The sequence below is a fragment of the Amycolatopsis sp. TRM77291 genome (assembly GCF_054166285.1).
Genome location: NZ_JBSZHF010000001.1, coordinates 4,347,935 through 4,369,074 on the forward strand (window position 1 = coordinate 4,347,935; position 21,140 = coordinate 4,369,074).

The window sequence follows — 21,140 nt, forward strand, 5'->3', positions numbered from 1 at the left end:
GATGCCGCTACATGCTTCCTACAACGTGTTTCAGGTGAGGGGCGTATGGAGTACGACGTGATCGTGGTCGGCAGTGGTGCCGCCGGGATGACCGCCGCACTGTCCGCAGCCCACCGGGGACTCGAGGTCCTGGTCGTGGAGAAGGCCGCCCATTTCGGCGGTTCGACGGCGCGCTCCGGCGGCGGCGTCTGGATCCCCGGCAACCACGCGCTGCGGGCGGCCGGGATCGAGGAGTCCCCGGAACGGGCACGCGAGTACCTCGAAGCGATAGTCGGTGACGTCGTCCCCGCCGAACTCCGGTCGGCTTTCCTCGACCGCGGCCCCGAGGTCCTGTCCTTCGTCTGCGACAAGACGCCGTTGCGCTTCCGCTGGGTCCGCGGCTACTCGGACTACCACCCGGAAGCCCCCGGCGGGCGCGCGGGCGGACGGTCGGTCGAACCGGCCGCGCTCGACGGCAACCTGCTCGGCCCGGAGCTGGCGAATCTGGAGCCGCCGTACAGCGCTCCCCCGCTCGGCGCCCCGATCACCCAGGCGGACTACCGGTGGCTGAGCCTGCTCGCCCGGCATCCGCGCGGCGTCCTCCGCGTGCTGAGTCTCGGCGGGCGCTGGCTCGCCGGCCGGATCCGGCGTCAGCGGCTTCTCTCCATGGGGCAAGCGCTTGCGGCCGGTCTGCGTGAAGGGCTGCGGCGGGCGGATGTCCCCGTCTGGCTGAACACGCCGCTGGTGGATCTGGAGAGCGAAGGCGACCGGGTGACCGGCGTCGTCGTCCGCCACGAGGGCGAGGAGAAGACGGTCCGCGCGCGGCTCGGCGTCGTCCTCGGCGCGGGCGGGTTCGAGCGCAACGAAGAGATGCGGGTCAAGTACCAGCGGGCACCCATCGGTACGGAATGGACCGTCGGCGCCGAGGCCAACACCGGTGACGCGATCGACGCCGGACTCAAACTCGGCGCGGCCGTCGACCTGATGGACGACGCCTGGTGGGGCCCGTCCATCCCGCTCACCGGCGGCCCGTGGTTCGCGCTCGCCGAACGGTCGCGGCCGGGCTGCCTCATGGTCAACGCGCGGGGCGAACGCTTCGTCAACGAATCGGCGCCGTACGTCGAGGCCGTGCACGCGATGTACGGCGAGGGCGACGGCCCCGGCGCGAACATCCCGACCTGGCTGGTGTTCGACCAGCGCAACCGCAACCGGTACATGTTCACCGGCCTCGGCCCGCGCCAGCCGCTGCCCGGACGCTGGTTCAAAGCGGGCATCGCGGTCAAAGCGAGCACCGTCGCGAAACTCGCCGAACGGATCGAGGTCCCGGCCGACGCGCTGGAAGCCACCGTGCGGCGGTTCAACGGCTTCGCCAGGAGCGGCGTGGACGAGGACTTCCACCGCGGGCGCAGCGCGTACGACCACTACTACGGCGACCCGCGGAACAAGCCCAACCCGAGCCTGGGCCCGCTGGACGTCGCGCCGTACTACGCGGTGAAGATCGTGCCCGGCGACCTGGGCACCAAGGGCGGTTTGCGGATCGACCCGCACGCGCGCGTGCTGCGCGAGGACGGGTCGGTCATCGACGGGCTTTACGCGGCGGGCAACACGAGCGCGGCGGTGATGGGCCGCACCTACGCGGGCCCCGGCGCGACGATCGGCCCGGCGATGGTGTTCGGCTACCTTGCGGCCGAGCATCTCGCGCAGCAAGATCACACCAAAGCGGGAGGCAGCCGATGACGACGGAATCCGTACGGCAGATCGACGCGGGCGCGCCCCCCACGCGGTTCGCGCGCGGGTGGCACTGTCTCGGCCTCGCCGAGTCGTTCCGCGACGGGAAGCCGCACGCCATCACGGCGTTCGGGACGAAACTGGTGGTCTTCGCCGATTCGTCCGGCAAGCTGAACGTGCTCGACGGGTACTGCCGCCACATGGGCGGCGATCTCACCCAGGGCGAGGTCAAGGGCGACGAGATCGCCTGCCCGTTCCACGACTGGCGCTGGAACGGCAACGGCAAATGCGTCTCGATCCCCTACGCCAAACGGGTTCCGCTGCGGGCGCGGACGAATTCGTGGACCGTGCTGGAGGAGAACAAGCAGTTGTTCGTCTGGCACGACCCGGAAGGCAACCCGCCGCCCGAGGACGTCGTCATCCCGCGGATCGAAGGCATCTTCACCGGCGAGTGGAGCAACTGGACCTGGGACTCGGTGCTCATCGAGGGCTCCAACTGCCGCGAGATCATCGACAACATGGTCGACATGGCGCACTTCTTCTACATCCACTACGCCTTCCCGACCTACTTCAAGAACGTGTTCGAGGGGCATATCGCCACGCAGTACCTGAACACGAAGGGCCGCCCGGACAAGGGAATGGCGTCGAACTACGGCGGCGAAGAGAACCTGCTGCGATCCGAGGCGTCGTACTTCGGTCCGTCCTACATGATCAACAAGCTGCTCAACACGTACCAGGGTTTCGAGATCGAGAACGTGCTGATCAACTGCCACTACCCGGTCACCGAGAACTCGTTCGTGCTGCAGTGGGGCGTGAGCGTGAAGAAGTTCGAGGGCGTCTCGGACGAGCACGCGGACAAGATCGCCGGGAAGTTCGCCAAGGGCATCGGCGTCGGCTTCCTGCAGGACGTCGAGATCTGGCGCAACAAGACCCGCATCGACAACCCGTTGCTGTGCGAAGAGGACGGGCCGGTCTATCAGCTGCGCCGCTGGTACGACCAGTTCTATGTGGACGCGGCCGACGTCACCGAGGACATGACGCGGCGGTTCGAGTTCGAAGTGGACACCAGCCGCGCCAACGAGGTCTGGGCGGCGGAGGTGGCCGACAACCTGGCACGGCAGCAGGCGGAAGAGGCCGGGGTGTGAAGCCCGAGACCGTCGAATTCCTCACCGCCGGGCTGCGGCCGCTGAGCTGCCGCGCGTGCGGGACGTGCGTGCTGGTCAAGAAGAACAGCATGCAGCACACCAGCATCCAGTGGACGAGCGACGCGTCCCGGAGCTGCCCGGTGTTCGCCGAACAGAAGGCGTCCGGCGCGCAGACGGCGTTGCTCGACACCTGCGGCAATCTCAGCGACAGCATCGACGCCGCGTTGAAGGACGGCCTGCTGGAGGTGCCCGAATGAGCGGTCCCGTCACCGTGACCGTGGCCGAGGTGATCACCGAGACCGCCGACGCGCGGTCGATCGTGTTCGAGATCCCGGCCGAGCACGCCTCCGTTTTCGCTTACACCCCAGGGCAGTTCCTCACGCTGCGCGTGCCGAGCGACCGGACCGGGTCGGTGGCCCGCTGCTACTCGCTCTCCAGTGCGCCGCACGAGAACCGTGTGCAGGTCACCGTCAAGCGCACCGCCGACGGCTACGGGTCGAACTGGCTCTGCGACAACCTCCGGGCCGGCCAGGAGGTCCAGGTCCTGCCGCCGGCCGGGGTGTTCAGCCCCGCGTCGCTCGACGAGGACTTCCTCCTGCTCGCGGGCGGCAGCGGTATCACGCCGGTGATGTCGATCCTCAAGTCCGCGCTGGAGCACGGCACCGGCAAGGTGGTGCTGCTGTACGCCAATCGGGACGAAGGTTCGGTGATCTTCGCCCGGGAGCTGGCGGATCTCGCCGCCCGGTATCAGGACCGGCTGGTCGTCGTGCACTGGCTGGAGAGCCTGCAAGGACTGCCGACGGAGGCACACCTACGCGCGCTGGTGGCGCCGTACACCGCGCACGAAGCGTTCATCTGCGGGCCTGGCCCGTTCATGGACGCCGTGCGCACGGTGCTCAAGGACCTCGGGCTGCCGCGCAAGCGGATCCACCTGGAACGGTTCCTGTCCCTGGGCGGGAACCCGTTCGAGGTGGCCGAACCCGTCGCCGTCGAAGAGGCCGAGACCCCGGCGTCGGTCGAGGTCACCCTCGACGGCGAGACGAAGAAGCTCACCTGGCCGCGCCGGACGAAACTGCTGGACCTGTTGCTGGAAAAGGGTTTCGACGCGCCGTACTCGTGCCGCGAGGGTCAGTGCAGCGCGTGCGCCTGCCGGGTCACCTCCGGCGAGGTGAAGATGCTGAACAACGAGGTCCTCGACGGCGACGACATCGCCGAAGGCATCGTGCTGGCGTGTCAGTCCCTGCCGCTGACCGACGACGTCACCGTCACCTACGAGTAGGAGCTATCCGTGCCCATCGATCCCTCGGTCGCGATCGGCGCCGACCTCGGCGAGGTGAGCTTCGCCTGGACCGCGTCGGACGTGCAGCTCTACCACCTGGCGCTGGGCGCCGGCGCGGATCCGATGAGCCCGCGCGAACTGCGCTACACCTATGAGGACGGCCTCCAGGTGCTGCCGACGTTCGCCACCGTGGCGGCGAACCTGCGCGTGTTCGAACCGCCCGCGGTCTCGTTCCCCGGTGTCGAGGTCGACCTCGGGAAAGTGCTGCACGGCAAGCAGGAGGTGATCGCGCACCGGCCCATCCCGGTCTCGGGTAAGGCCGTGGCGCGCACGCGGATCGTCGACGTCTTCGACAAGGGCAAGGCGGCCGTGATCGTGAACGAGACGGTCGCCACCGACTCGGACGGCACTCCATTGTGGACATTGCGGTCGAGCATCTTCGCCCGTGGTGAAGGTGGTTTCGGCGGCGAACGCGGCCCGTCCGACCGCGTCGAGCTCCCGTCGCGGGAGCCGGACGCGGTCATCGACACACCGACGTTGCCGCAGCAGGCGCTGCTCTACCGGCTCTGCGGGGACCGCAACCCCCTGCACGCCGATCCCGCGTTCGCCGCGGCGGCCGGGTTCGACAAGCCGATCCTGCACGGCCTGTGCACCTACGGCGTCATCGCGAAGGCCGTCACCGACGAATTCCTCGACGGTGACACCGCCCGCGTCGCGTCGTTCTCGGCCAAGTTCGCCGGCGTCGTCTTCCCCGGCGAGCCGCTGCGGACCCGGGTCTGGCGCGAGCCCGCCGGGCTGCTGATCACCACCACGGCACCGGACCGGGGCGAGGCACCGGTCCTTTCCGACACTTTCTTGACCACGACAGACTGAATCCTCGTTCCCGCAGGTAGCGGCTCTGGCTAGACTCGGGCAGGTGCGCCCCTTGATCTCGGACCCGTATGCCGAACTCGGCCGGGACTACGCGCGATCGAGACGCCCGGATCCCCGTATCGCGGCCGCCGTCACCGCCGCTCTCGGCGACGCGCGCTCGGTGGTCAACGTCGGGGCCGGTGCCGGTTCCTACGAGCCGGAAGACCGCGACGTGGTGGCCGTCGAGCCGTCGCGGCGGATGATCGCGCAGCGTCCGTCCACCGCGGCCCCGGCCGTGCAGGCGTGCGCGGAAGAGCTGCCCTTCCCCGACGATGCCTTCGACGCCGCGCTGGCGGTCCTGACCGTGCACCACTGGACGGACGTGACCGCCGGGCTGGCCGAGCTGCGGCGCGTGTCCCGCCGCCAGGTGATCGTGACCTGGGATCAGGCGGTGTTCGCGCGGTTCTGGCTGGTGCGGGACTACCTGCCGGAGATCGCCGAACACGAAAGCAGGCTGGCCTGTCTCGACCGGGTCGTCGAGGAACTGGCCGCGGCCGGGCGGACGCCGTCGGTGGCTCCGCTGCCGGTGCCGTCGGACTGCGTCGACGGGTTTCTCGGCGCGTATTGGCGCAGGCCGGAGGCCTACCTGTCCGAGCGCGTGCGCGCGGGGATGTCCGGGGTGGCGCTGCTGGACCGGAACGTCGTCGCGACGGCGGTCGAGCGGCTGCGCGCCGATCTCGCGGACGGGCATTGGCACCGGCATCACGTCGGCCTGCTCGGCCGGACGGAACTCGACCTGGGGTACCGGCTCGTCACCACGTGATTCAGTACACAGTGGACGTCTCCCGCGGCGTGAACGGCGGTCGACCCCGGCTGCGAGGCATGGTATTCATGGCTTTCGTGACGGCAGGGGACGGGAGCGGCATGACGGCGGAGTACTTCGTGGTCCGTGGCCAGGTGGAGAAGGGTGATCAGCGCGGCAGGGAACTGGGCTTCCCGACCGCCAACATCGCGCTGCGCGACCAAGACGGCCAAGTCGGCGACGGAGTGTGGGCGGGCTGGGCCGAACGCGCCGACGGCACCCGGATCGCGGCGGCGGTCTCGGTCGGCAGGCGGCCGACCTACTACGGCGCGGACGGCTACCGGCTCGTCGAGGCGCATNGACCACGCCCTACACTCGGCCTCCTCACACCAGCACAAGCACTCGACAAAGCACTACTTGCAACAACCAGTTGAAACCGCCCCACTTTCGCGACGTCTGGTGTCCCGAAAGTGGCTTTCGCGACACGCCCCCTGTGTCAGGCACGGTCGTTCACAACAGCCCTTGCCGTGAAGGCCTCCTTCACTACCTTCAGGGTAGGTAAGGAGGCCTTCACGGCATCCGGCCCTGCCCGGCACGGACATGCCGGCCGCCGCCTGAGCCGTCAGACCGCCGCGCCCAGCAGCATGTAACCCATGCCGAGCCCCATGATCACCCGGCACACCCGCCGCGACGTCTGACCGGAACCCCCGTCGCCCCGCGCCGCGAGCACCCCGGCGCGCACGGCGTCCGCCGCGAAATACGCGGCCACGGCACCGAAGATCAGCGAAAGCCACAGTGCCGAGGTGGCGCCGGGGCCGGACATCACCAGCCACGGACCGTGGGTGACGTCACTGTGCGGCATGAACGTCACCATGAACAGCATCGCGGTGGCGGAGACGGCGTGGTGCCCGCACGAAGCGTGCCCCGACCGCCGCCCCTTCCACCACGAGACGGCGAACCAGCCCGCGGTCAGCGCCAGCACCGCCTGCCAGCCCGCCGCCGGGATCGGGCCGCCGACCGGGGACAGCATCGCGACCATCGCGACGACGAGCAGCAGTTCGGCCAGGTCGCCGTTGCGGACCGCCGCGCCCTGCCTGCCGTAGTCCAGGCGGACGAGTCTCAGCACGCAGGGCAGGACGAGCGCGGCGAACACCGCGGTCAGGGTCCACGCGACGACGATTGGTCCAGACATGGCACCTCCCGGCCGGTAACCCCTTCACCGTGGCAGGTACCGCTCTAGTACACCATCGGGCATTGAGGTGATGTCAGCCCGCGGTCAGGACCAATCCGCTCGTGGGTACGCCGGTGCCGGCGGTCACCAGCACGCGCGACGCCCCGTCGACCTGGTTGACGGCGTCGCCGCGGAGCTGCCGGACACCTTCGGCGATCCCGTTCATCCCGTGGATGTAGGCCTCCCCCAGCTGTCCGCCGTGCGGGTTGAGCGGGAGTTTCCCGTCGAGTTCCAGGGTGCCGCCGCCGATGAAGTCCTTGGCCTCGCCCTTCCCGCAGAAGCCGAGTTCTTCCAGCTGCATCAGGACATAAGGGGTGAAGTGGTCGTACAGCACGGCGAGGTCCATGTCGCCCGGACCCAGCCCGGACTGCTCCCACAGTTGCCGCCCCACCACACCCATTTCGGGCAGCGCGGGAAGATCGTCGCGGTAGTAGCTGGTCATCACGTACTGGTCCGGCCCGCTCCCCTGCGCTGCCGCCGCGATCACGGCGGGCCGGTGCGGCAGGTCGCGCGCCCGCTCGGCGCTGACGACGACCAGGGCGACCCCGCCGTCGCTCTCCTGGCAGCAGTCCAGCAGGTGCAACGGCTCGGCGACCCAGCGGGAGGCCTGATGCTGTTCGAGCGTGATCGGTTTGCCATAGAACCAGGCCTTGGGGTTGGTCGCCGCGCGGGCGCGGTCGACGACGGCCACCCGGCCGAAGTCCTCGCTGGTCGCGCCGTACTCGTGCATGTACCGCCGGGCGAGCATGGCGACGGTCGCGGCCGGGGTCGCGATCCCCATCGGGTAGTGGAACGCGTTGTCGACACCGGAGGAGTTCACCTGCCCCGCCGCGGCCGAGGACACCTGACCGAACCGCATACCGGACCGTTCGTTGAACGCCCGGTACGCGACGACGACGTCCGCGACCCCGGTCGCGACGGCCATCGCGGCCTGTTGCACGGTCGCGGCCGCGGCCCCGCCGCCGTAGTGGATCCGGCTGAAGAACTTGAGTTCGGGGATGCCGAGTTCCCGCGCGACGGCGATCTCGCTGTTGCCGTCCATGGTGAACGACACCAATCCGTCCACATCGGACGGAGAGAGACCGGCGTCCTTCAGCGCGCTCGAAACCGCTTCCGCCGCCAGCCGCAGCTCGCTGCGCCCGGAATCCTTCGAGAACTCCGTGGCACCGATCCCGGCGATGGCCGCCCGTCCGGACAGGGTCATCACTCGCCTCCCAGCGTGATCGCCACGGTGCCCACCACATGCTCACCGAGACTGTCCACACCGGACACCGCGACCACCACGTCGTCGCCGTCCCGTTCCGTGACCCGGCCGGTGAAGGTGAGCGTGTCGTCGGCGTAACAGGGCACGCCGAGCCGGATCTTGATCGAGCGCACGAACGCCTCCGGCCCCGCCCAGTCGGTGACGAACCGCTGCACCAGGCCGGTGTCGGTGAGGATGTTGAGGAAGATGTCCTTGGACCCGCGCTGAACGGCGGCGTCGCGGTCGTGGTGGACGTCCTGGAAATCCCGCGTCGCCAGCGCGGTGCTCACCACGAACGTGTGGGTGGCCTCGATCTTCAGCGGCGGCAGCTCGGTGCCGACCGAACAGTCCTTCATCGCGCGACCCTCCAAGCGGGCAACGTCAGTTCCTCGTCGATCTTCACGAAGGCCGCCTCCACCGGGAGTCCGATGTGGACGGATTCGGGATCGGCGTCGAGCAGCTCGCCCATCACCCGGACCCCTTCCTCCAGCTCGACGAGCGCGACCACGAACGGCAGATCCTTGCCGGGCACCTTCGGGTGGTGGTGCACCACGTAGCTGTAGACCGTGCCCCGGCCGCACGCCACGACGTAGTCCGGCTTCGCGTCGAAGTCGCCGTCCGGCGGCATCGGGCCGGGCGGATGCCGCAGGGTCTCGCCCCACCGCTGGATCCGCAGTTCCCCGTCACGCAGCCCCGACCAGAAGAATTCGGTGTCCTTGCTGATCACCGGCCGCAGCACGGGCGCGGCCGTCTTGGCGGGTTCGGCGCCCGGCGGGCGGAACTTCAGCACCCGGAACACCATGTCCGCGACGGCTTCGTCACCGACGTACCAGGTGGTCTTCGTCGTCACGAACCAGCCCTCGCCCAACGCGGTCCGCTTCGGCCCGACGACACTTTCCAGTTTCGCGGTCGCTTCGACCCGTTCACCGTGGCGGAGATAGCGGAAGTAGTTCTGCTCGGAGTTCGTCGCGACGACCGAGGTGAACCCGGCTTCGTCGAGCACCTCCATCATGGCGCCGAGCGGGTCGTCCGACGCCCTCGTCCAGTGCAGCCCGCCCATCGTCCACACCTGCGCCATCGCGGGCGGCGCGACGAGTCCCTTGTGGACACTTTTGGCGGCGAACTCCTCGTCGACGTACACCGGATTGCGGTCACCGATGGCTTCGACCCAGTTGTTCACCATCGCCTGGTTGACCGCGTCGCGCGCGGCCCTGGGCGCGGATTCCCCGCGCGCGGCGATGCGTTCGGCGGCTTCCTGGATGCTCATCGCGGCACCCTCGGCAGTCCGAGCCCGGCGGTGGCGATCAGCTCGCGCTGGATCTCGTTGACCCCGCCGCCGAAGGTGAGCACCAGATTGCGTTTGGCCACCACGTCCAGCCACAGCGCCAGTTCCGCGGTTTCGGCGTCGGCCTGGTCGCCGTGTCGCGCCACGATCTCCTCCAGTCTCCTCGCCAGCCGCTGGATGCGTTCGGAACCGAAGATCTTGGTGGCCGACGCGTCGGCCACCGCCACCGGCCCGCTCGCCGACGACGCCGCGACCTGCCAGTTCAGCAGTTCGTTGACCCGGGCGGTCGCCAGGGTTTCCGCGAGCACGGCCCGGACGTCGGACAGCTGGAGCAGCGGCGTGCCGTCCGGCGCCTTCCTGGACGCCGCCCAGTCGCGGACGCGGTCGTGGAGACCGCCGATCCGCCCGGCGGGGCCGAGCATGACGCGTTCGTGGTTCAGCTGGGTGGTGATCAGCCGCCAGCCCTCGTTCTCCTTGCCCACCAGCATGTTCGCGGGCACGCGGACGTCCGAGTAGTAGGTGGCGTTCACGTGGTGCGCGCCGTCGCAGGTGATGATCGGCGTCCACGAATAGCCCGGATCGCGCGTGTCCATGATGAGGATCGAAATCCCCTTGTGCCTCGGCGCGTCCGGCGCGGTGCGGACGGCGAGCCAGATGTAGTCGGCGTCATGCCCGCCGGTGGTGAAGATCTTCTGGCCGTTGACGACGTACTCGTCCCCCTCGCGTACCGCCGTCGTGCGCAGCGCGGCGAGGTCGGTGCCCGCGTCGGGCTCGGTGTAGCCGATGGCGAAATGCACTTCACCGGCGAGAATCTTGGGCAGGAACAGCGATTTCTGTTCTTCGGTGCCGTACGCCTGAAGCGTGGGCCCGACGGTCTGCAAGGTCACCGACGGCAGCTGGACGTCGGCGCGGGCGGCCTCGTCGACGAAGATGTGCTGCTCGATCTCACCGAAACCCCGGCCGCCGTACTGTTCCGGCCAGCCGACACCGAGCCAGCCGTCGCGGCCCATCCGCCGCACGATCTCGCGGTACACCGGTCCGTGCCGCTCCCGCAGCATCGCGCGCCGCTCGTCGGCGCTCACCAGTCCGGCGAAGTACTTTCGCAGTTCGGAGCGCAACTGGTGTTGCGCCGCGGTCAGTTCGATCAGCATCGGTTCACCCCGCCACCAGTTCGCCCAGGCCGGCCAGCCGATACGTGGCGCCGCCGAGCGTTCGTCCCAGATCCTTGACCGCCGACGAGAACCGGTGCAGCGGATACGTTTCGTCCACGCCGATCCCGCCGTGCAGGTGATGGCAGACGGCCAGCGCCGCGGGCGCCTCCTCCGCCAGCCAGTAGGCCGCGATGTCGAGTTCCGCCTCGGCGTCGAGCCCCGCCGCGAGCCGCCAGACCGCCGACCGCGCGGCCAGCTGGACCGTCCGCGAGGCGACGTAGACGTCCGCGATCTGTTGCGCCACCGCCTGGAACGCCGCCAGCGGACGCCCGAACTGCTCGCGTTCACCGACGTGTTTCGTGGTCAGCGCGAGCGCGCCGGCGAGCAGCCCGTCGCCGAACGCCACGGCGCCCGCGAGCGCGAACCGGTGCAGTGTCGCGATCGACTCGCCGGGGCCGTGCCCGTTGAGGAGATCGGCGTCGGTGACGGTCACCGAATCGAGCGTCACCGTGTAATCCGGTGTGCCGGAAGAGGTTCTCGTGGGCGTCAGCGTCACGCCGTCCGCGTGGGGATCGACGAGGAAGACGCCGGTGCCGCCCGGCATCGAGGCAGGGGTCAGGATCCGGCTCGCCTCGGCCGCGAACGGCACGCCGACCTTGACGCCGCTGAGACGCCAGTCCCCGGCCGACTCCGCGACCGTCGCGGGCCGGGTGGTGAACGGCGCGGAAGGCTCGTGCAGTGCCGCGGTGAGCAGGGCTTCGCCCGCGGCGACCGGCGGGAGCAGCGCCGAGCGCTGATCGGGCCCGCCCAGCGCGGTGACCGGCAGGACGCCGAACGCCAATGACGCCAGCGCGGGCGTCGGCGAGGCGACGCGCCCCAGTTCGGTCAGCACCAAGGCGACTTCGGCGACGCCGAGCCCGTCACCGCCGAGTTCGGCGGGCAGCGCAAGGGCGAGCAGGCCGGCGTCGGCCAGCGCGCGCCACGTGTCCGCGGGCTCGCGCTCCTTGCCCAGGACGCGCGCGGCCAGCGCGGTGACCTCGGTCTGCGTCTCGTCGAACTGGAAGTCCACACTGGCTCCTCACCGGGGCGAACGGGCACAATATTGAAACCTGTTCTAGTCTTAACCGGAAGGAGCCGTGACGGCAAGGGGTGGGATCTAGGAGGTGGCTTTGAGCAGTTCCGCGAGCGCGTCGGGGAAGTGGTCGGCGAGCGGCCACAGGTCGCCGGTGAGTTCGCGGGCGCCGAGCAGGCCGACGTCGACCCGGCCCGCGTTGGACAGCACGGTGACGTTGAGCCCGGCGCCGTGGAACACCGGGCCGAGCGGGTAGAGCCCGGTGACCCGGCAGCCCAGCAGGTACAGCGGCATCGGCGGCCCCGGCACGTTGGAGACCACCAGGTTGTGCACCACCGGATGCCGTTCTGCCAGGCGCAGCGCGGAATACGCGCGCACCGCGAGGCCGAACATCGTCGCCGCCGAGAACTGCGCCCAGTCCTGGAGCATGTCGGCGTCGATGGTGTGGTGATGGTCCTTCGACAGCCGGTTGGATTCCGCCAGCATGAACAATCGCGCGGCGGGATCGTCGAGATGGGTCGGCAGCGACGCGAAGAACGCCGAGACCTTGTTGCTGCCGTGCTCGCGTTCGGTCCGGCCGTGCACCGAGACCGGCACGGTCGCCACCAGCGGATCCTCCGGGAGCTCGCCCCGGTCGCGCAGGAACTGCCGCAGCGCGCCGGAAACCACGGCGAGGACGACGTCGTTGACGGTGACCCCGAAGGCGTCCTTGACCTGCTTGACGTCGTCGAGGTCGAGGGAGGCGTAGGCGACGCTGCGGTGCGCGGTGATCGTCCCGTTGAACGACGTGCGCGGCGCCGTGAACGGGACCGGCATTCCCTTGCCCTGCAACGCTTTACCCAGCCATCTCGGTACGAGTTCGAGCAGATCGGGCAGCAGCTTCACGAGCTCGACCGGCCGTTTCGCGAACGACGTCAGCCCGGAGCCGAACAGCGCGCGCCTGCCGGGAACGCCCGCGTTGTCACGTTCGTCCTTCGCGACCTCCGGCGGCGGGGCGTCCGGCTCGAGCCCGGCGAGGTAGCTGATCAGGCTGGCGCCGCCGACCCCGTCGACGCTGGCGTGATGCATCTTCAACAGGACCGCGACCTCGCCGCCGGCCAGGCCTTCGATGACGTACAACTGCCAGAGCGGCCGCGTACGGTCCAGCCGTTGTCCCGCGATGTGGGCGCAGAGTTCGGCCAGTTCCCGCCGGTCACCGGGAGCGGGTACGCCGATCCGGTGAACGTGGGCTTCGAGGTCGAAGTCCTCGTCCTCGACCCAGACCGGATGCGCCAGATTCCAGAGTGGATTGTGCAGTTTGCGCCGGAACGCCGGGATCAGCTCGACCCGTTCGGCCAGCTTCTCCTTGAACCGCTCGAAATCGTAGCCGCCGGGCATGGTCGAACCGTCCAAGGTGAGCAGCCCGCATATGTGCAGCACCTGGGCCGGTGTCTCCAGGTAGAGGAAACTCGCGTCCAGACCGCTCAATCTCTGCATGAGAAGCACCTTAAGTGAACTTTGCAACCCGTTCTAGGCGGTCACCCGGCGGTAGGATCGGTGCCCATGCACCCGAGTTTCGTCGTCCGCCAGGCACTCCAGCTCGCGCTCACCGCGAACGCGCTGAAGCCGCCGAGAGGTGCGCGTACGGCGATCCCGGCGTTCTTCGCGGGCTGGCTCACCGGGGAGCTCGCACCGCATCTGCTCGCGCTCACCGCGGCCGACGCGGCGGCGCATGTCGCCCGGCACCGGGGCGGGTCGAGCAAGGCCGGGCTCGCCCTCGCGGCGGCGTCCGCGGCCGGGCTCGGCACCCTGATCGCGCAGTCCCAGCGGGCCCGCGACGAGATCGAGACCGCGCTCACCGAAGGCATCGGCAAGGCCTACATCGACGAACTCGAGCACCCGCCGAGCCCGACCGACCTCGCGACGCCGTGGGGCCAGCTGGCCATGCCGTTCCGCATGCGCGACCCCGACGTCCGCCGGATCCGCAACATCGCCTACGCGCCCGGCGGGAAACGGTTCCTGCTCGACGTCTACGCCCCGCGCGAACCGGTCACCGGCGCGCCGATCCTGCTGCAGGTGCACGGGGGAGCCTGGGTGATCGGCAACAAGGACCAGCAGGGCCTGCCGCTGATGCTGCACATGGCCAAACGCGGCTGGATCTGCATCGCGATCAACTACCCGCTCTCCCCCGCCGCCCGCTGGCCCGCGCATATCGTCGCGGCGAAACGCGCGCTGGCCTGGATCCGGGACAACGCCGAGTCCTACGGCGGCGATCCGTCGTTCGTCGCCGTCACCGGTGGCTCCGCGGGCGGGCATCTCGCCGCGCTGCTGGCACTGACCGCGAACGACCCCGCGTTGCAGCCCGGCTTCACCGAAGCCGACACGAGCATCCAGGCGTGCGCCCCGCACTACGGCGTGTACGACTTCGCCGCGACCAGCGGGCGGCGCTCCAGCCAGGCCCGGCTCAAGACGCTGATCGCCCGGCACGTCTTCGAGGCGGACCGGGACCCGGAGAACTTCCTCGACGACTACATCGCGGCGTCACCGCTGGACCGGATCACCGAGGACGCGCCGCCGTTCTTCGTCATCCACGGCGTCCACGACTCGCTGGTGCCGGTGGGCGAGGCCCGCGAATTCGTGCGGCGCCTGCGGGACAAGTCCCGGCGCGAGGTCGCGTACGCGGAGATCTCCGGTGCGCAGCACGCCTTCGACGTCTTCCCCTCGATCCGCAGCGCCCACGTCGTGCGCGGGGTGGAACGGTTCCTCGAGTGGAGCTATCGCACCTGGCGGCGGTCCAGCGGGGCGTGAGTGGCGGTTGTCGTGGGGATGTGAGGGTTGCGAAAGTCGGGGCCGGCGCGACCCTCACGTGGGTCCGGGTTGCCCCAACGCTCTCCCGCCGGGCGTCGCGAAAGCCACTTTCGGGACACCAGACGTCGCGAAAGTGGGGCGGTTTCAACTGGTTGTTGCAAGTAGTGCTTTGTCGAGTGCTTGTGCTGGTGTGAGGAGGCCGAGTGTAGGGCGTGGTCGGGTGTTGAGGCGTAGGGNAAAGCCACTTTCGGGACACCAGACGTCGCGAAAGTGGCTTTCGCGACATCACTTCGGGCCGGTGCCTGAAGGGTCAGGGCGGGTAGATCACGTCCGTCGGACGGGCGGAGGACGGGCCGTCGACCCGCCAGCCTTCGCCGTCGCGCACGAAGCGGTACCACCGTTCGTCCCGGCCGTAGCGCAGTTGCAGGTCGCCCTGGGTGATCCGGTTCCGCCAGGTCTTCGGCGTCCCCGGCAGCCCCGATTCGGCGAGGTCCGCCCTGGCCTGCGCGAGCGGTGCCTGCCCGGGCCGCCAGGCCTCCCGGACCACCGCCATCCCGCCCCGGCCCGCCTCACGCCAGGCCTGTGCCCACAGGGCCAGATCCCGCGCCGTGACCCCGGCCGCCTCGGCGAGTTCGGCGACCACATCCGGGTCGCTCGCCGCCGCCCGGCGAGCGAGGTCCTCCTCGAACGACAGCTCCACCTCGCGCTCGGGCCCCATGACCAGCAGTTCCCAGGCCCTCGCGGCGGCGTCGGCCGCCAGTTCGACGAACATCTCGCCGCTCCAGCCGGTGCGATGCGGCGGATCGAGGTCGAGGACCGCGGGCGGCCCGACCGTGGCGGGGACGGCCGGCCGCGGCGGGAGCGCGGCGATCCGACGGGTGTACGCGCGTTTCGGGTCCACCCCGGGCGCGGCGGGGGCCCGCATCCGTTTGCCCGGCGTGCTCGCGGGGGCTCGGCGGGACCGCAGCTCCGCCAGCACGGCCTCCCTCGGCCTGCCGCGCAGCAGGAACAGCACGAACGGATCGGCGTCGACCTCGTCCGCGACCAGGTAGTACACCGCGGCGACGTGCTTGCAGGGGTTCGCGCTGTCGGGACAGGAGCATTTCGGGCGCAGATCTCCGGGACCCGGCAGCAGGTCCGCGCCGGCGGCTCGCGCGTCCTCGGCCAGTTCGCCGGGCAGCTCGCCGTCGAGGAGGGCCGCGACGTGCCCTAGGCGGGAGCCGACCATGCCGAGCAGGCTCCCCCACTGCGAATCGGTGAACGCCCGCATGTGGATGGTCACCCGGTACGGCACGGCACGGCTGCCCTGCACCCAGGCCGTCACCTCGCCCGCGCCGACCGCGAGCTTGCTGACCGTGCCCTTGCGCGCGTACGTCCGCCCGCGTGGCAGCCGGTTCGGATCGAGTTTGGCGCGTTCCTCCAGGGCCTCGACCCACGCCTTGCCCCACCACGTGTTGCCGAAGGTGCGCCGTTTCCGTCCTGTCACACCGGGCATCAGGGCTCCCCGAGCCGGACGAGATCGGCGAGCTCGTCGTCGGACAGTTCGGTGATCCAGTTCTCGCCCGCGCCGATGACCGCGTCCGCCAGGCCGCGTTTGGTCTCCAGCACCCTGGCGATGCGCTCCTCGAGCGTGCCCTCCGCGATCAGCCGGTGCACCTGGACCGGCCGGTCCTGCCCGATCCGGTACGCGCGGTCGGTGGCCTGGTCCTCGACCGCCGGGTTCCACCAGCGGTCGTAGTGGATCACGTGGGTGGCCTTGGTCAGGTTGAGCCCGACACCGCCCGCCTTGAGCGAGAGCAGGAACACCGGCACCTCGCCCGCCTGGAACCGGGCGACCATGTCCTCCCGGACCTGGGGCGTGCTCGACCCGGATAGCAGCATCGTCGGCAGCCCGCGTTCGGCGAGGCGTTTCTCCAGCAGACGGCACAACTGGACGTACTGGCTGAACACGAGCACGCTGTCGCCCTCGTCGAGGATGACGTCGAGCAGCTCTTCGAACGCGGCGAGCTTGCCGGACCGGCCGTGCAGCACCCCCGGCTCCTTGAGGTACTGCGCCGGATGGTTGCAGATCTGCTTGAGCTCGGTGAGCAGTTTGAGCACCTGCCCGCGTCGCGCCACCCCGTCGAGCTCGCGGATCATCGCGAGGTTCTCCCGGACCACGGCCTCGTACAGCGTCGTCTGCTCGGCGGTGAGCGGGACGAACCGGTCGGTCTCGGTCTTGCGCGGGAGCTCGGGGGCGATGTCCGGGTCGGTCTTCTTGCGGCGCAACAGGAACGGGCGCACGGTCGTGGCGAGGCGTTCGGTGGCGGCGACGTCACGGTCGCGCTCGATCGGGCGGGCGACCTTGCGGCGGAACCCGTCGAGCGAGCCGAGCAGCCCAGGCGTCGTCCAGTCCACGATGGACCATAGTTCGGTGAGCCGGTTCTCCATCGGGGTCCCGGTCAGCGCGACCTTCGCGGCGGCCGGGATCCTCCGAAGCTCCTTGGCGGTGACCGAAAGCGGGTTCTTGACGTGCTGTGCCTCGTCGGCGGCGATCATCCCCCAGTCCACTTCGGACAGTGCTTCGCGATCCCGGCGGAGGACGCCGTACGTGGCGAGCACGACCTCGTCCGGCGCGACCTCGTCGAGATGCCGCCCGCCGCCGTGGAACCGGCGTACCGGGATGCCCGGCGCGAACCGGGCGAACTCACGTTCCCAGTTGCCCAGCAACGACGTCGGGCACAGGACCAGGGTGGGGCCCTCGCCGAGGGGACGGCGGTGCAGGTGCAGGGAGATGAGCTGGATCGTCTTGCCGAGCCCCATGTCGTCGGCGAGGCAGGCGCCGAGACCGAGCCCGGTCATCGTCGCAAGCCAAGCCAGACCCGCCTTCTGATAGGGCCGCAGGGTGGCCTTCAGATCCGCGGGCTGCTCGATCGGTTCCGCCGCGCTTTCCCGGATCCGCTGGAGCAGCCCCGCCACCGCCGACGGTGCGGTGAACTCGACCTTTTCGCCGTCCAGCTCCAGTTCGCCGGTGAGCGCCGCGGCCAGCGCCTCGGCCCCGGACAGCTTCTTCGCGCGGTGGGCGCGCACCTTGGCGAGCAGGCGCGCGTCGACCTTGACCCATTTCCCGCGCAGCCGCACCAGCGGCCGCTTGGCCTCCGCGAGCGCGGTGACCTCGGCGTCGGTGAGGTCTTCGTCGCCGAGGCTGAGCCGCCAGCGGAACTGCAGCAGGCTCTTGAGCGTGAACTCGGGCCCGGTGACACTGCCGGGTGCCTGCGTCGCGCTCGCCTTCGCCTTGAGCTCGCCCGCGAAGAGGTCCTTCGGCCACTGCACCTCGATGCCGGCGCCGCCGAGCGCCGCGTCCCCGTGGATCAGCAGGTCGACGACCTCGTCGTACTCCAGCGTCAGCCCGGTCGGCGCGGCCGACTGGAGCATGCGGCCGAGCGGCGCCCAAGCCCTGGCGCCCCGGCGCAGGCCGAGCAGCAACTGCGTCTCGACCTGCTCGCCCATCCGTTCCAGCACCGCTTCGGGCGCGTCCCACAGCGTCGCCGCCTCGACGATCAGGCTCGGGTCGGCGGCGCTCCGCACGGCGAGGACGGCGGCGAACGTGGGCTCTTCCTCGGGGTTCTCGGGCTCGTGCACCTCCATGCGCAGGACGAGATGCGCGCCCTGTGCCTGGCGGGCGCTCAGCTCCGCCAGCCACGCGGCACCGTCCGGCCCGACCAGCGTCGGCTCGGCCGCGGCGAACGCCGGGCCGCCCGCCGCGACGCTCGCGGCGGGCGTGCGGACCAGCACGTCCGCCGTGGCGTCCCAGAGCGCGCGGATCAGCGACTCCGGCGAATGCAGCCGGATCCGTTTCAGCCCGGACAACGGCAGCGCGTGCGCCTCGGGAGGCAGCGCGGCGGCGAGCCCGCGCAGCATCTCCTCGTCGGCGACGTCGAGCGGCCCGACCCGCCACGAATCCACCCCGCCGGGTGAGGCGGCGGGCAGCAGCCTGCCGCGGGCGATGAGGTTCACCCCGGCTTCGGCGACGGCCGACCACGCCGCGATGGCCGGGCTCAGGTCGCCGTCGGCGGTCAGCAGCCGCGGAATCGCGCGCGACAACGGGACGAGTGCCGCGTCGACCTTCGTGCGCCGGAAGACCTTTCCCGCCGGCAGCACGAGTTCGATCGCGGTGCCACCCGCTACGCCGTCTCCCCAGAGCGCCAGCACACCGTCCCGCGGGGGATCCGAGGGGACGAAGGTGGCCTGGGTTCCTGTGCCGAACTCCACGACCCGCACGTTAGAGCACGGGACCGACATCCCGCGGTCGCCGGTGCCGTGAAAGGTCCTTTCCTGGCAGCTTTGGCGAGGAAGGGACCTTTCATGGCACGCGAAAAGGGCGTGACAGGGACTTTCAGGACCGAGGCAGCCCCAGCAACCGCTCCGCCGTCAGCGACAGCAGCACCTGCGTCGTCCCGCCCGCGATGCTGAGGCACCGGGTCAGCAGGAACTCGTGCTGCGCCGGGTCACCGTCCACGAGGGCGCGCTCACCGAGCGACTCCAGCGCGAACTCCGCCACCGCCTGCCGATGCCGCACCCCCAGCAGCTTGCGCACACTCGACTCGGCGCCGGGGTCCTGCCCGTCGAGCCGCCGCAGCGTCGCCCGCAGGTCCAGCACCGAACACGCGCTTCCGTCGGCGATCAGCGCGCCGAGCCGCTCCCGATCGGCGTCCTCGCCGAGCGTGGCGAGCAGCTTCTCGACGCCCTCCCCCACCGCGGATCCGCTCCCGAGGGCCACGCGCTCGTTCGCCAGCGTCGTCCGCGCCAGCCGCCAGCCGCCGTCGACCTCCCCGACCACCATCTCGTCCGGGACGAAGACATCGTCGAGGAACACCTCGTTGAAGACGGCGTCGCCGGTGATCTCGCGCAGCGGACGGGTGCTGATCCCGCCGGCGGTCATGTCGACCAGGAAGTAAGTGATCCCCTTGTGCTTCGGCGCGTCCGGATCGGTGCGCGCCAGGCAGATCGCCCAATCGGCTTCGCGCGCGAGGGAGGTCCACACCTTCTGGCCGTTCAGCAGCCATCCGCCGTCGACGCGGCGGGCCGTCGTGCGGAGTGATGCGAGATCGGAGCCCGCCTCGGGCTCGCTGAACAGCTGGCACCAGGTGATCTCGCCGCGCAACGTGGGCGCGGCGAACCGTTCGCGCTGCTCTTCCGAGCCGTGTTCCAGCAACGTCGGCACGGCCCAGCCGCCGATGACCAGATCCGGTCGGCGGACACCCGCGCCGTCGAGCGCGGCGTCGATCCGCAGCTGCTCGGCGGCGGTGGCGCCCCTGCCGTACGGCGCTGGCCAATGCGGGGCCAGCAGTCCCGAATCGGCCAGTGCGACCCGCCGCTCCGGCTCGGGTAAGGCGGCGATTTCGCCTACCAGGTCACGGAGTCCGGCGTCCTCACCGACGTCGACGCCCAACGTCCGGCGGTCGCCGCGCAGCGCGAGTTCGGCGGCGCGCCGACGCCAGCGAGCCGAACCGCCGAGCCACTGCCGCAGGGCCACAGCTCGCCGCAGGTAGAAGTGCGCGTCATGCTCCCAGGTGAATCCGATACCGCCGAGGACCTGAATGCAGTCTTTCGCGTTGGCCACGGCCGCGTCGAGCGCGTAGGCCGCCGCGGTCGCCGCCGCGAAGGCGTGCTGCGCCGGGTCTTCGGCCGCCCTCGCCGCGTCCCACGCGAGCGCGTCGGTCGCTTCGGCCCGGCACAGCATTTCCGCGCACAGATGTTTGATCGCCTGGAACGACCCGATCGGACGGCCGAACTGTTCCCGTACTTTCGCGTACTCGACGGCGGTCCGAAGACACCATCGAGCGATTCCCGCGGCCTCCGCGGCGCCGAGTGTGGCGGCGTAGGAATCCACCGGCAGTGCCTCGAAAACCGCTTCGGCCCGCACCTTCACGCACCGGATCCGGCCGACCGGCCGGGAGACGTCGAACGGCTCGCCCGGCTCGATGTCCACTCCGGACGCTCCGGGTGGGATGAGCGCGGAGACGTGGCCGTCCGAGACCAGCGTCCACACCGACGGGTGTACGTCGAGAGCCGGGCCCGATTCGCCGTCGACCACCGAATCCGCGATACGGAAGGCGCCGCCGAGCACCACCGCCAGCCGTTCCGTCCCGTCCGCGAGGTCGGGCAGGATCTCCTTGGCGGCCTGGGGAACCGTCGCGAGCAACGCGCCGCCCAACGCGGTCCCGAGGACCGGACCGGGCACGAGTGCTTCGGCCGCTTCGGCGAGCCCGGCGGCCAGATCGGCCAGCGTGCCGCCCGCCCCGCCGACGTCTTCGGGAATCGCCACGCCGAACAAGCCGAGTTCCGCCAGCCCCGATGGCGGCTCGGCGATCCGGCCACTTCGGACGGTGTCGACGGGACGGGCGGAAGCCGCCCAAGCCCGGATCGACGCGGCCAGGGCCGCCTGTTCTTCGGTGAGCGCGATCGACACGGGTGAGACCTCCTCGCCGGACCTACCCGCGAGTGTAGAACGTGTTACAGTTTCTTGCCCAGTGGGTCACGTCTTGAACAGTTCGTCCGCTTAGGTACGCTACGTGAGGAAAGTGGAACAAGTTCCGACGAAGGG

Annotated in this window: 17 protein-coding genes and 1 pseudogene; 8 read left to right on the top strand and 10 right to left on the bottom strand. The window is 70.3% G+C overall.

The window, feature by feature from the left end; all coding sequences use genetic code 11:
• Positions 1-45 precede the first annotated feature (45 nt).
• From kstD to ACXIZN_RS20015, 7 genes and pseudogenes are all read left to right on the top strand, one after another.
• Positions 46-1,716, top strand: coding sequence for a 3-oxosteroid 1-dehydrogenase (kstD, locus tag ACXIZN_RS19985; RefSeq protein ID WP_457956184.1), 1,671 nt, complete (start codon positions 46-48; stop codon positions 1,714-1,716).
• Entirely contained in the window at positions 1,713-2,852 is a 1,140-nt protein-coding gene (locus tag ACXIZN_RS19990) for a Rieske 2Fe-2S domain-containing protein (protein ID WP_457956186.1), read from the top strand. The genes kstD and ACXIZN_RS19990 overlap by 4 nt, the downstream gene beginning before the upstream one ends.
• A complete protein-coding gene (locus tag ACXIZN_RS19995; RefSeq protein WP_126737608.1) occupies positions 2,849-3,109 on the top strand; it encodes a hypothetical protein in 261 nt (86 codons plus the stop codon). Before ACXIZN_RS19990 ends, ACXIZN_RS19995 begins: the two co-directional genes overlap by 4 nt.
• Positions 3,106-4,131, top strand: a complete 1,026-nt coding sequence (locus ACXIZN_RS20000; RefSeq protein WP_457956187.1) for a 2Fe-2S iron-sulfur cluster-binding protein — start codon at positions 3,106-3,108, stop codon at positions 4,129-4,131. The genes ACXIZN_RS19995 and ACXIZN_RS20000 overlap by 4 nt, the downstream gene beginning before the upstream one ends.
• Positions 4,132-4,140: 9 nt before the next feature.
• Positions 4,141-5,004 (top strand): MaoC/PaaZ C-terminal domain-containing protein, encoded by an 864-nt coding sequence (locus ACXIZN_RS20005; RefSeq protein ID WP_457956189.1) that lies wholly within the window; start codon positions 4,141-4,143, stop codon positions 5,002-5,004.
• Positions 5,005-5,056: 52 nt separating this feature from the next.
• Positions 5,057-5,806 carry a class I SAM-dependent methyltransferase gene (locus tag ACXIZN_RS20010; RefSeq protein WP_457960562.1) on the top strand — a complete coding sequence of 250 codons (750 nt, stop codon included), beginning with the start codon at positions 5,057-5,059 and terminating at the stop codon, positions 5,804-5,806.
• A 101-nt stretch (positions 5,807-5,907) separates the two neighbouring features.
• Positions 5,908-6,144, top strand: a pseudogene (locus ACXIZN_RS20015) (riboflavin kinase); the annotation flags it as partial.
• A 263-nt stretch (positions 6,145-6,407) separates the two neighbouring features.
• On the opposite strand, the gene ACXIZN_RS20020 reads toward ACXIZN_RS20015, so the two are convergent.
• The 7 genes from ACXIZN_RS20020 to ACXIZN_RS20050 all read right to left on the bottom strand — a co-directional run bounded on the left by ACXIZN_RS20020 (position 6,408) and on the right by ACXIZN_RS20050 (position 13,243).
• Complete coding sequence (locus ACXIZN_RS20020) at positions 6,408-6,977, bottom strand: DUF5134 domain-containing protein (protein WP_457956190.1); 570 nt, start codon at positions 6,975-6,977, stop codon at positions 6,408-6,410.
• Positions 6,978-7,050: 73 nt separating this feature from the next.
• The gene (locus tag ACXIZN_RS20025; RefSeq protein ID WP_457956191.1) at positions 7,051-8,220 is read right to left on the bottom strand and encodes a lipid-transfer protein; all 1,170 of its coding nucleotides are present in this window, start codon (positions 8,218-8,220) and stop codon (positions 7,051-7,053) included.
• Positions 8,220-8,615, bottom strand: a complete 396-nt coding sequence (locus ACXIZN_RS20030) for a MaoC family dehydratase (protein ID WP_457956192.1) — start codon at positions 8,613-8,615, stop codon at positions 8,220-8,222. The genes ACXIZN_RS20025 and ACXIZN_RS20030 overlap by 1 nt, the downstream gene beginning before the upstream one ends.
• On the bottom strand, positions 8,612-9,526 hold the full coding sequence (locus ACXIZN_RS20035) for a bifunctional MaoC family dehydratase N-terminal/OB-fold nucleic acid binding domain-containing protein (protein ID WP_457956193.1): 915 nt from the start codon (positions 9,524-9,526) through the stop codon (positions 8,612-8,614). Before ACXIZN_RS20035 ends, ACXIZN_RS20030 begins: the two co-directional genes overlap by 4 nt.
• The gene (locus tag ACXIZN_RS20040) at positions 9,523-10,695 is read right to left on the bottom strand and encodes an acyl-CoA dehydrogenase family protein (RefSeq protein ID WP_457956195.1); all 1,173 of its coding nucleotides are present in this window, start codon (positions 10,693-10,695) and stop codon (positions 9,523-9,525) included. Before ACXIZN_RS20040 ends, ACXIZN_RS20035 begins: the two co-directional genes overlap by 4 nt.
• A gap of 4 nt (positions 10,696-10,699) precedes the next feature.
• The gene (locus ACXIZN_RS20045; protein ID WP_457956197.1) at positions 10,700-11,764 is read right to left on the bottom strand and encodes an acyl-CoA dehydrogenase family protein; all 1,065 of its coding nucleotides are present in this window, start codon (positions 11,762-11,764) and stop codon (positions 10,700-10,702) included.
• An 87-nt stretch (positions 11,765-11,851) separates the two neighbouring features.
• Complete coding sequence (locus ACXIZN_RS20050) at positions 11,852-13,243, bottom strand: WS/DGAT/MGAT family O-acyltransferase (RefSeq protein WP_457956198.1); 1,392 nt, start codon at positions 13,241-13,243, stop codon at positions 11,852-11,854.
• Between the two features lie 66 nt (positions 13,244-13,309).
• On the opposite strand from ACXIZN_RS20050, the gene ACXIZN_RS20055 reads away from it, so the two are divergent.
• Complete coding sequence (locus tag ACXIZN_RS20055) at positions 13,310-14,554, top strand: alpha/beta hydrolase fold domain-containing protein (RefSeq protein WP_457956200.1); 1,245 nt, start codon at positions 13,310-13,312, stop codon at positions 14,552-14,554.
• A gap of 310 nt (positions 14,555-14,864) precedes the next feature.
• Here ACXIZN_RS20055 and ACXIZN_RS20060 read toward each other — a convergent pair whose 3' ends face one another.
• From ACXIZN_RS20060 to ACXIZN_RS20070, 3 genes are all read right to left on the bottom strand, one after another.
• Positions 14,865-16,049: an SWIM zinc finger family protein gene (locus ACXIZN_RS20060; RefSeq protein WP_457956201.1), complete on the bottom strand. Its 1,185-nt coding sequence runs from the start codon at positions 16,047-16,049 to the stop codon at positions 14,865-14,867.
• Positions 16,049-18,814 (bottom strand): DEAD/DEAH box helicase, encoded by a 2,766-nt coding sequence (locus ACXIZN_RS20065; RefSeq protein WP_457956202.1) that lies wholly within the window; start codon positions 18,812-18,814, stop codon positions 16,049-16,051. The genes ACXIZN_RS20060 and ACXIZN_RS20065 overlap by 1 nt, the downstream gene beginning before the upstream one ends.
• A gap of 115 nt (positions 18,815-18,929) precedes the next feature.
• Positions 18,930-21,005 (bottom strand): acyl-CoA dehydrogenase family protein, encoded by a 2,076-nt coding sequence (locus ACXIZN_RS20070; RefSeq protein ID WP_457956203.1) that lies wholly within the window; start codon positions 21,003-21,005, stop codon positions 18,930-18,932.
• Between the last annotated feature and the right edge of the window lie 135 nt (positions 21,006-21,140).